At 55.8% G+C, this 9,967-nt stretch carries 12 protein-coding genes; 1 reads left to right on the forward strand and 11 read right to left on the reverse strand.

Annotated features, from left to right (window positions below; translation table 11 throughout):
• Positions 1-7: 7 nt before the first annotated feature.
• The 3 genes from ACFOEV_RS03410 to ACFOEV_RS03420 form a co-directional block, all read right to left on the reverse strand.
• Entirely contained in the window at positions 8-475 is a 468-nt protein-coding gene (locus tag ACFOEV_RS03410) for a UPF0158 family protein (protein ID WP_386771614.1), read from the reverse strand.
• 101 nt (positions 476-576) lie between these two features.
• Positions 577-921, reverse strand: a complete 345-nt coding sequence (locus ACFOEV_RS03415) for a GFA family protein (protein ID WP_386771616.1) — start codon at positions 919-921, stop codon at positions 577-579.
• 508 nt (positions 922-1,429) lie between these two features.
• Positions 1,430-1,903, reverse strand: coding sequence for a hypothetical protein (locus ACFOEV_RS03420; RefSeq protein WP_386771618.1), 474 nt, complete (start codon positions 1,901-1,903; stop codon positions 1,430-1,432).
• Between the two features lie 245 nt (positions 1,904-2,148).
• Between ACFOEV_RS03420 and ACFOEV_RS03425 the strand changes: the two genes are divergently transcribed.
• Positions 2,149-2,742 carry a LysE family translocator gene (locus ACFOEV_RS03425; RefSeq protein WP_386771620.1) on the forward strand — a complete coding sequence of 198 codons (594 nt, stop codon included), beginning with the start codon at positions 2,149-2,151 and terminating at the stop codon, positions 2,740-2,742.
• On the opposite strand, the gene ACFOEV_RS03430 is transcribed toward ACFOEV_RS03425, so the two are convergent.
• The 8 genes from ACFOEV_RS03430 to ACFOEV_RS03465 form a co-directional block, all read right to left on the reverse strand.
• Positions 2,704-3,561, reverse strand: a complete 858-nt coding sequence (locus tag ACFOEV_RS03430; RefSeq protein WP_386771622.1) for a helix-turn-helix domain-containing protein — start codon at positions 3,559-3,561, stop codon at positions 2,704-2,706. The two genes, ACFOEV_RS03425 and ACFOEV_RS03430, sit on opposite strands and share 39 nt — an antisense overlap.
• A 29-nt stretch (positions 3,562-3,590) precedes the next feature.
• Positions 3,591-3,965, reverse strand: a complete 375-nt coding sequence (locus tag ACFOEV_RS03435) for a hypothetical protein (RefSeq protein ID WP_386771624.1) — start codon at positions 3,963-3,965, stop codon at positions 3,591-3,593.
• A 471-nt stretch (positions 3,966-4,436) separates the two neighbouring features.
• Positions 4,437-5,165, reverse strand: a complete 729-nt coding sequence (locus ACFOEV_RS03440; protein WP_386771626.1) for a carbonic anhydrase — start codon at positions 5,163-5,165, stop codon at positions 4,437-4,439.
• Positions 5,166-5,240: 75 nt separating this feature from the next.
• Positions 5,241-6,494: a sensor histidine kinase gene (locus ACFOEV_RS03445; protein WP_386771628.1), complete on the reverse strand. Its 1,254-nt coding sequence runs from the start codon at positions 6,492-6,494 to the stop codon at positions 5,241-5,243.
• Complete coding sequence (locus tag ACFOEV_RS03450) at positions 6,484-7,167, reverse strand: response regulator transcription factor (protein WP_386771630.1); 684 nt, start codon at positions 7,165-7,167, stop codon at positions 6,484-6,486. Before ACFOEV_RS03450 ends, ACFOEV_RS03445 begins: the two co-directional genes overlap by 11 nt.
• A gap of 204 nt (positions 7,168-7,371) precedes the next feature.
• Positions 7,372-8,100, reverse strand: coding sequence for an NAD(P)-dependent oxidoreductase (locus ACFOEV_RS03455; protein WP_386771632.1), 729 nt, complete (start codon positions 8,098-8,100; stop codon positions 7,372-7,374).
• Between the two features lie 99 nt (positions 8,101-8,199).
• A complete protein-coding gene (locus tag ACFOEV_RS03460) occupies positions 8,200-8,586 on the reverse strand; it encodes a tautomerase family protein (RefSeq protein ID WP_386771634.1) in 387 nt (128 codons plus the stop codon).
• 195 nt (positions 8,587-8,781) lie between these two features.
• Entirely contained in the window at positions 8,782-9,459 is a 678-nt protein-coding gene (locus ACFOEV_RS03465; protein WP_386771637.1) for a hypothetical protein, read from the reverse strand.
• Positions 9,460-9,967 lie beyond the last annotated feature (508 nt).

Genomic DNA, 9,967 nt, shown 5'->3' on the forward strand with positions numbered 1-9,967 from the left:
CCGCTCACTAGTCCACATAGGAAATGCCCTCTGCCTCGAGGAACTCCGCCGCGAACGCTTTCAGTTCCCGCTCGCGATACGCATACCAGGCCTTGTCGATGCCCTTGATGTGAATCAACTCCTTGAAGCGTCGAAATGCCCCTCGCCCGCGGATGGCATCAAGCAACTCCTCCTGAAGCTCGGAATCATCCAGCTCCAGGCAAAACCGCTCCATGACCCGATACTCATGAAAATCGAACTTATCCGGTAGCTGAACGAAAGCCTCGGAACCAAGCACCTCCCTCACCTTGGGCAGTATCTCCTGCTGCCACTCCGGCACGAGGCTATCATCGATATCCTCCGCCTCGGCAAGTTGCGCCTCTTCATCGGTGAAGCTTACCAGCTCCCCGGTATCCCGGTTGATATAGGCCTGCCACTCATCGCTGAGTGGCTCTATCACCTCGACGACATCTTTCAATAAAACTGGAAGCGGCATCCCCTCCTCCCTCTGCTGTGCGGGGTTCCGGATGATCGACTGAGCTATAGAAGTTAGCCCTGAGCCTTCTAGCTCACCCAGAATGTGTGGTCGAAATGGGGCTACTTCAGATCGCGCCCGTTGTAAGGCTTGATATCGAGGCCCTCGATCTGCACGCCCTCAAGGCAACGGACGTTCACACTGTAACCTTCTGGTGCCAAACGAGGACGACGAAGCGGAGCCACGCCACAGGTGCGACAGAAATAGTGTCGCGCCTCGCCGCTACCCCATATGTAGGTTGCGAGGCTATCGGACTGAGCATGAAACTTCACCTGCTCCTTGTCCACGATCCAGTGCAGGTAGCCGGTCATGCGGCAGATTGAGCAGTCGCAGTCGATCACCTCACCGATTTCGCCCTCGACTTCGATGCGAAGATCACCACAATGACACGAACCTTTGAAAAGCATCTTGGAGTTCCTTATAAGGACACATTGTTAAAGTAGTCGCTGCCAAAGTCTTCTAGGCAAGGAGGTCAAAAACCACCCGGCGTGCCGAAGCATGAACAGGCTTAACTTTCCGGCGACGCTTCGCGCCACATCGCGGCTGAAGCCGCTCCTACAACTCCGTTTCTGCCTGAGCGGCCGTTTTCGTATGACGCTTGCGGCACGCTACCGCCCCTACCCTGCATGACGCGATGGCACCACGGCCATCTTCCCGCGGCAGTCCCTATGTACCCTGTTCTTGTCTTATCAGTTATCGGCCATCTCAGCGGCTTTATCTCACTAGCCTAAGCATGAGGATGTGTAATAGCAAAGTGTGAGAGGGGATACGCTCGGTTGCCATCCTCCGAACGACTGATGACGGCTATGGGGCTGGGTTAACGGCACTATCGAATGCAGCACGTCTTCGCGCTTGCTGAGCTTTGAGTAGAGGACGATGGCAGGCTCAACGCCCTGGATCAACTGCAGCGCCTCATCAGTCCTTGGAAGATGCAGCGAATGCCTCTCGAAGCAACCCGTTCAGCAGCAGCGTGAAGCCGAGACACCACGCGACGAAGGCGGCGACATGCCCATACTCCCAGCGACTACGCAATTGAGCGTATGCCTGAACCGCATCAGCCGAACCGGTTTGCAGCGCATCTGCCCAGGCGGCGTTCACCGGTTGTACGAGCAGGAACCAGAGAACCAGGGAAAGGCCGAGGCAGACCGATCCTGCCAGCGTTGACCGGAAGGCGACATGATGGCGCAGCAGCCAAGTGAGCATGGCGGCGGCAACGAAGGCGATGACCTGAATTGGGCCGCCGGCAAGGCCGAAGTACAAGTACAGGGTAGAGGTGACCTGCATGTAGAACTCAGGTTCGTACTGCATTCGAACCGGTAGTTCAAGCACATGGGCACCCCCCATGACGAGACCGAGCGCCGCGATAAGTAGCGTCACTAACCACCACATTCGAAGCAAGACTGCCTCCTCCTGATGATGTGTCGCAGCATCTATTCGTAAGTGGCTGAGCTTATTGCCAGAGCCCCTACCTTCTTGATGAACTGAGGATATAGCGCCCAACAAGATGGTAGAAAACCCAACGTCCAACTGAACCTGGGTAACTCTAGTCGACTGAACGGGGCACCTCAATTTCGTTCAATACTGCGATCAACCGTCATTGCAGACTTCGGCCATTGCCACCCAGGAGAGTGACGATGAGCCTGTCCATGATTCTGCCAATGTCGACGTTTGCCCTTGCGGCCTCGATCTCACCGGGGCCCGTGAACTTGGTGTGCTTGAGCAGCGGTAGCCGCTACCCCCTTTCCAGGGGACTGGTCTTCGTCACCGGCGCCACCCTGGGGTTTATCGCCCTGTTCATTGCCGTGGGGCTGGGGCTCTACTCGATGCTGACGGTCGTGCCGGGGCTGCAGGAAGCGCTGCGCTGGGCCGGGGTCGCCTTCCTGCTCTACCTAAGCTTTCGCTTGGCCCGGGATGATGGTCGCCTGCCTGAGGGAGACAACCATGAGGCGCCAGGCTTCATGACCGGTGCCCTGATGCAGTGGCTCAATCCCAAGGCCTGGTTGGCCTCGGCCTCGGGCATCGGGGCTTATACCAGCGGTAACGACCTACAACAGGTCATCACCTTTGCCTTGCTCTATTTACCCATCTGCTGGCTGTCGCTGGGAAGCTGGGTTTACGCTGGTGCCTTTCTGCGCCGCTACGTCCACCGTCCCGCGGTACTGATCACGACCAACCGAACCCTGGCGGTATTACTCGCCGCCAGTTGTGTCTACTTGCTGATTGAGTAAGGACTGCCGGTACTGGTTCGGAGTGGCTGCCACCAGGCGCTTGAAGGTGCGCTGGAAATGCGGCTGATCGCTGAAGCCGGCATTCAGCGCCGCCTCGGCAATGGGCGTACCACGTTTCAGTTCGCTCTGCCCCAATTGGATCCGGCGATTGATCAGATACGCATGGGGCGTGAGCCCGAAGTGTTGCTTGAAGGCACGGATGAGGTGGCCAGGGCTGTAGCCTGAGCGATCACATAGCTCATCCAGGGAAATCTCTTCCGCCGCGTGATCGTCGAGGTAGACGGCCAGTTCCCGCAGCCTAGCCGGGGCCTTTGGAATGGGTTGGACCGGCTGACCGGCCAGCTCGTGCATCAGGGCAGAGAGGTACTCAACCACTTCCGTCTGCTTGTCCAGCAGGTCTCGCTGCGGGTCCAGCAGGCAAGCGGCCATCCGGCAATAACCTTCATACCAGGCAGGGTCAGCGATGACGGCGGTAGGAATATCCTGCCAGCGCGGCGCCTCGAGCAGTCCCGCCGCGTAGCGTAGGCGCGTCAACCAGTCGGCATCGACATACAGCATCAGGTAGGCCCAGGGCCGGTCGTCGATGGGATTGCAGGCGTGCACCCAATCCGGGTTCACCAGTACCAGGTTCCCGACACTGATGTGGTACTGGTCATGACGGTAGCGAAAGGTGCTCTCGCCCGCGGTGATGGCGCCCAAGGACCAATGGGTATGGCTGTGCGGTGCATAGCAGACCTTACGGCCGTCATCGACCTTGCGCAGCTCCACATGGGGCATACGCGAATCACGCCAGAACAGAGGGTTGTTTGGGTTTGTCATGGTCTGATTATAGCTGAGCGGCCAGTCAATCACCCGAGAGCCGACAGCCCACTCGTAAGATACTTCGCCCATTGGCTTAGGGCTGCAAGCAGTGTAAGGATCGACCAAAAGAAATATATTTTGGTTCTGGATCGCATATTTCTCATGGACTGCCAGAACGAAGCAATTGCAATAGTCACTAGAGGAAAAAAGTGTGAATGCCCAATTACAGAGCCTATTGCCGTAGCAATATTTCCCGATTGGACGAACGCTAAAGAAAACGATGCAAGGCTACTTAATGTGACCAAAATTATTGTGGCTATCAAAAATACAACAAACCCGACAGATAATTTATTTTTCCTTTTTTCAACATCTCGATCACGAGCACCCACTTCCGGGTCATACATGTTTTCAGAATCATTCATTGTTTTTTCCTGTTGCTAACGTCAATGTTAAGCGACTCCCTTGGAGCTGCTACAGTCGCTCCGCCAATTCTACTTCAGCCTTGATCGATACTTTATATAACGCTTTCGGCACGCTGCCGCCCCTACCCTGCATGACGCGATAGCAATAGCGATCACGCCTTCTTCCTGCGGCAGTCCCTTCGTACCCTTGTCCTTTCGTTCTTACTACTGGCCGTCTCAGCAGCCTTCACTTCCCCAATAGAGCATGAGGAATGCCTAATAGTAAAGTGTGAGCCAGGATACGCCTGGTTGCCATCCTCCGAATGATTGGCGGTGACTATCGGGATGGGTTAACGGCGATATTGAAATGCAGTACGTCGCCGCGACGACCAGGTCGTCGGTGGAGGGCTTGTAGAATACGGGTTTGGCTAGACTGACAGGATCGAAAAAGGGGCCGCTGTAAGCGGCCCCGCTTGCTTGATGTTATGCCGATTATTCCAACACAGGGCGTGCGTTGACCGCTTGCACGGGGCGATTGTTGGGATGATGCATCACATGCAGGAATTGCTCGATTTGTTCCTTGGATGCTGTAATCGGCTGCTTCATCACCAACCAACGCACGCCCTCGGAGCAAGGCGGTGTCGTCAATGAACCATTAAAGCGGTAGTAGTCACGATCCGAAGGCAGGATGTCCAGCGGGGAAATATCTGACGACAGAGCTAGCGTTTCACCCTCTTCCGGCATTTGCGCCCACGCTCTTGCAAGCGCTTCGTTGGCTTCTCCTTCAGTCACCATCACCGCTACAACTGCCAGATTGCCATCCTTGTCGGCATGTACGAGATGCCCTTCCATAGGATATGACTCGCCGTGTATAAGATTTTCACTCGGCACGTGGAAGTGGAATTGCTTTAGTTCGAACTCAATGCCATCGACGGTGATGGTGTCATCGGGAAGCACATTGATTTGAACGGTATGACCGTTATTGAGAATTTCCGAGCTTTTCGCTTCGTAGTCAAAAGCAATGGGCTCCAGCTCGGCGTCAATGAACCCTGTCAGGTTGATGGGTGACTGATTGCTCCCGGCGCATGAGCTGTACTCCGGGCTAAGCTTTATCCAATTCTCAGGCCCGGTATCGCCACTATAGCCCCAAGCGGCGCCATCACTGGCAAAGGCGGTGCTTGAAAGCAACGACATGGCAACGGCAATCACTGTTTTTTTCATGGTTCTCCTCTTGGAGGTCTTGTCGATGGAATCGTCAAGATAGGCCGATGGGCGTCAAGAAAACGTTAAGGCGCGTTAAGAGGATTGGGCCACAGCAGGAAAAGTCAGGACGAAGCGGGTTCCCCCGCCTTCCGGAATCTCCAGGCGCACGTCCCAGCCGATATGATCGACCACGCGTTTCACGATCGACAGGCCCAGGCCCATCCCTTCATGCTCCGGCCGATCGTCACCGTGGACGAATCGCTCGAACAGCCGCTCGCGCACTCTCCGGGGAATGCCCGTGCCGGTATCTTCGACCACCAGCCGGCCAGCGGTAAGTTGAACGAGAATCCTGCCCTGGTCGGTATGCTGGCAGGCATTACGCAGCAAGTTGCCGATCATGATCCCGGCCAGTTCGGGGCGCACGTCGGCCAATACCTGGCCAGTCCAGTCCAACTTGCATTGGACCGACTTTCCGTACAGCAGGGGACGGCAGCGTTCCATTTCCGACTCGATGATGGTGTTGAGGACGATGCGCGGCGAATCCAGAGATTCCGGGGTACGCGAGAGCAGGAGCAGCGCGCTGACCCGTTGCGCGGTTTCGTCAGCCACGCGCCGGATGCGTTCCGCAGTCGCATATTGCGCCGGATGGTCCGACAGTTGCGCGGCCAGCACTTCCGCCGCGCCTAGCATGATGGTCAACGGTGTGCGCAATTCATGGCTGACATCGCCGGTGAACAGCCGCTCGCGCTGCAGGAACTGCTGCAACTTGTCGGTGCGCTTGGCGAAGGCGCGCGCCAAGGAGCCAATTTCATCCTGCGCGGAAAGGGAAGGCAGCCCAGTCGGACCTGCGTTACGCTCGACCGCCTCGGCAAGGGCGGCTACCGGTGCGATCACGCGCCGGGCACTCAACACGCCGAGCACGGCGGCGAGCAGGACACTGACGGCAAAGCCGGCCGCCAGAGCCAGAAGGATGACCAGTTCCGTATGCTCGAGTTCGTCTACCTCCTGCACCACGGCGTAACGACTGGTGCCATGATCTCGTAGCAGTGCATGAACCTGCCGGTCGTCGACTGTCAGTTCGTGAAAACCGGCGGACAATTGCCGCAACTCGACTGGAATGTCGGCGTCGATCAGGAAGCTCATTTCCGGTGACGCACCCGGCGTATGGCCCCGTTCATGGGAGTCGATCAGCCCGTTCGCCACCTTGGCGAGTCGTGCACCAATGACCTGTTCCTCAATGACCTTTACGGAGACATAGGAAACCAAGCTAAAGGCGCCGGCCACTGCGACCGTCAGCAGGATATAGGTGAGCGCGATGCGCTTTGTGAGCGAAAGTCTAGGCTTCATCGGGCGCCGTCAGTCGGTAGCCGGTGCCCGGCAAGGTCAGCAACATCGGGTACGGGAACGGTTTGTCGAGCACCTGGCGCAGGGTATGGATATGGGTGCGCAAGGCATCGCTATCCGGCGGGTTGTCGCCCCACACCTCGCGCTCGATCGCTTCGCGCGTCATTATCTTCGGCGCAGCACGCATCAACGCGGCAAGAATCTTGTAACCCGTCGGCGTCAAATCGAGCGTCTGTCCGGCGCGTGTAGCATGATGGGTGCTCGCGTCCAGTCGAAGGTCGCCGAAGGCCAGGACCGATTGCACATGCTCGTTGCGCGCACGGCGTACCAGCGCCTTCAGGCGCGCATCCAATTCGGGGAGGGAATAGGGCTTGACCAGGTAGTCGTCGGCGCCGACCTCGAACCCGGTCAACTTGTCGTGCACCGTGTCACGCGCGGTCAGCATCAGGATCGGCGTCGCCAGCCGGTACTCCTGACGGAGCGTCCGACACACCTCCACGCCATCCATGCCCGGCAGCGACAGATCGAGGACAATCGCATCATGGCAGGAGCCCGTTGCGCAGGAGACACCTGCATTGCCATTACGCGCCACGTCCAACGTATAGCCAAGGGGTTCCAGATATCCGTACAGATTCGCAATGATATCCGGATTGTCCTCAATAATCAGAACATGCATGGGTTGCCCGTCTAACTTCCTAAGCGGTATGCGGCATCACCGATCCTACCTACAGCCCTACCCTGCACGACGCGATGGCCCCTGCCATCTGCCTGCCGTAGTCCGTTCGTACCATGCGCTAGTTACCCACGGCCGTCTCAGCGACCTCGGTGGTCAAGAGTAAGCGGCTGAAACGTTGGATGCAAAGCAGCGATTGGTCGTAACCTAGGAAAATCCCTTGTCGTAGATCACGGGCATCCGTCCCTTCCATCTGCTCCATGTTTCGTCATCCGTGATCAGATTAGCCATGAAGTGCGCAACATTGATTCGGCTGGTCTTGCCCGCATTGAAAATAGCGCTGCGGATAGGCGATGGATGTACGTCATACTCAGTCACCTCGCCTTCATTGACCAGGGTGTCCGGCCTAACAACAACCCATTCAATTGCGCTATCGTTCTGGCCGACGCTGGTTCGCAGATAATCCGTGGCCTTCTCGTTGTCCGTGTGTGGAGGTAGTAACAGGCGAATCAACCCGACCACACTCCGGTGGCCCAATGAAACGGGTTCATTGAGATCGCGGTTACTGTTGCCGGCGGTATTCATCAGCACGAATCTAACGGGACCCGGAGGTCGATTAGCCCGGACAGCCTCGCACAGACGACGAACGGCATCTGTCACTAGCTTCCTCGGGGATCCATACATCCCCTTGAAGGTCAGATTGTGCCCCAGACACGATGCAACCGCCGTGCATCCGTTCACGTGCTGCGTCATCTCGTCATCACTGAGGTCGAGGAGGTTTGCATGAACGATGGACAGCAGATGGTGGCTTCTGAGGGCATCCGGTAATTTTCCACGCGACCGAACGATCGCCCTCACCTTATGACCGCGACTGAGCAACTCTTCCACGAGCAGTCGCCCGGTTGCCCCGCTGGCGCCAACTACCAGAACCGTCAACGTTTTGTCTCTTTCAAGGGATGCCAACATCGCCAACAAGCGCAGCTTTGTAGTGGAGGCGAAGCCGCAACGGAAAATCCGTCGCCGTGCCTGCGATTGTTACACCTTGACTGAATACTTGAGGTCACGCGCCTCATCTCCGGTCATGCCTCGGAAGCCCCAGCAGTGGGCGGGTTGCTCCTTGATGGTCACTTCGACGTCCACAGGTGAAATACCAATCTCCGACTCAATCTTACTGAATAGCTCCTTTATCAGAGCCTTTTGAGTGTCTGGAGAACGCCCCTGCATCATGTTGATCTCAATGACAGTGTAGGCGGGAGTTCTGCCACCTGGATAGTAAAAGTCCTCGGCCTCCATGGGCACGAAACGATGAGCCCGCTTGTCTTCCGGCATGCCCAGTATTGATTGCATGCAGCCATGGATGACGTCGGAAAGCTGTGCCTTGACCGGATTCAGATATTCCTTGATTCCATAAATAATAATCACAATGCCTCCAGCAATGTGTAACGACGTGGCTTGGAGCTCATGGCTCCACTAAACTTTCTTGACTTTTAATTCAATCGATTAGTGTGGGGCCGCTTCCCCGTAATCATGGCCGGCATCTTCACCCCATAGAGGCTAGCGATGCCGCCCCACCGAAGAGGGGAAGTCCACAGTCCGTCTGCAGCACTTGGTTATGCATTAGATCCCTCCATCGTCGCTGAGAACACTTGTTGCGGATCGCAGTCTCCCCATTATCAGCCCAAATGCTTTACCAGTCCTATCAACGTATCCGAGAACAGAGGACTTTGGCGTTTCACCAACAGGAGCGTAGGCGTCAAAATAGCTTTCCACATTTGAAAACTCGATACTGAGAGTCTCGCTGGCCCATTCAACAGTTTCAAGTGGAATCAAGCTTCCATGGGCGATGTTTAGCTTAATTATCTCAGCCGCAGCACTTTGGATTCGATCAAGCGAATGTTGAGCACTTTGTAATTCTGCCTGATGGGAGTCACTTGAATCTTTATACCAATCAATAGCTTCAGCCAACTCAGGATGCCTGTCTTGAGCGCTCTGGTAAGACAAATAGCTTTTCACTGTAAGCATTTTGCTTTGAAGCTCGTTCATGCTTTTTACAACTGGTATGAAATGTTCACTAGCCTCAGAAAGCACTTCTATCTCCAAGCTGGCTTTGCGGTAACTCTCATCACTCTGAGAAGCTGAGTACTGGCTATAGCCGCTCAACAGAATAATTCCAATCATTGCGCCATAGTGCAGACCAACCAAGGTTAATGGCTTCTCATACTCGGAGCTTTTACGAGTCGCAATTTGGGTACAAACACCCACAACTCCTAAGAACATGATGAAGAAATTTAACATATCACTCTCTATATGGTTACTATGAGTGCCAACAGAAATCAGACGGAACGCTATGATATTGCAGGAACACGCCAGCATGTTCAACAATGTTATTCAACGTACCGTTCTTAACCTAACCCATTGATATTCTGACCCTTAAAAACAGCTCGGCCATCTAGCCAGAATTCGTGTGCTGGAGCGTTTTGCAGAAGCCCAACACATCTTTTATGAGGGTAGCCATATAGACAAACCACCCAACCGGATGGAGCGGATCAGAGCCACACTGAGAGTGAGAGACAGATGCCGGCAACAGCATCGCCGATATCCAAAGCCGTCCAGGCAAAGAAATCAATATACCAGCCGACGCACCGAGGCCTGAAGTGGCCTAACCTCCCCGGCGACGCTTCGCGCCGCATCGCGGCTACAGCCGCTCCTTGTATGTTGACACCATATGAGTTGCTAGAGTTAGGCACCCGTTACCGGGGAGGCCGTCCGCTCCTGGAAGCAGCATCGTCTGACTTCGTCTGTA

The organism is Litchfieldella rifensis, from assembly GCF_042646605.1.
GTDB lineage: Bacteria > Pseudomonadota > Gammaproteobacteria > Pseudomonadales > Halomonadaceae > Litchfieldella > Litchfieldella rifensis.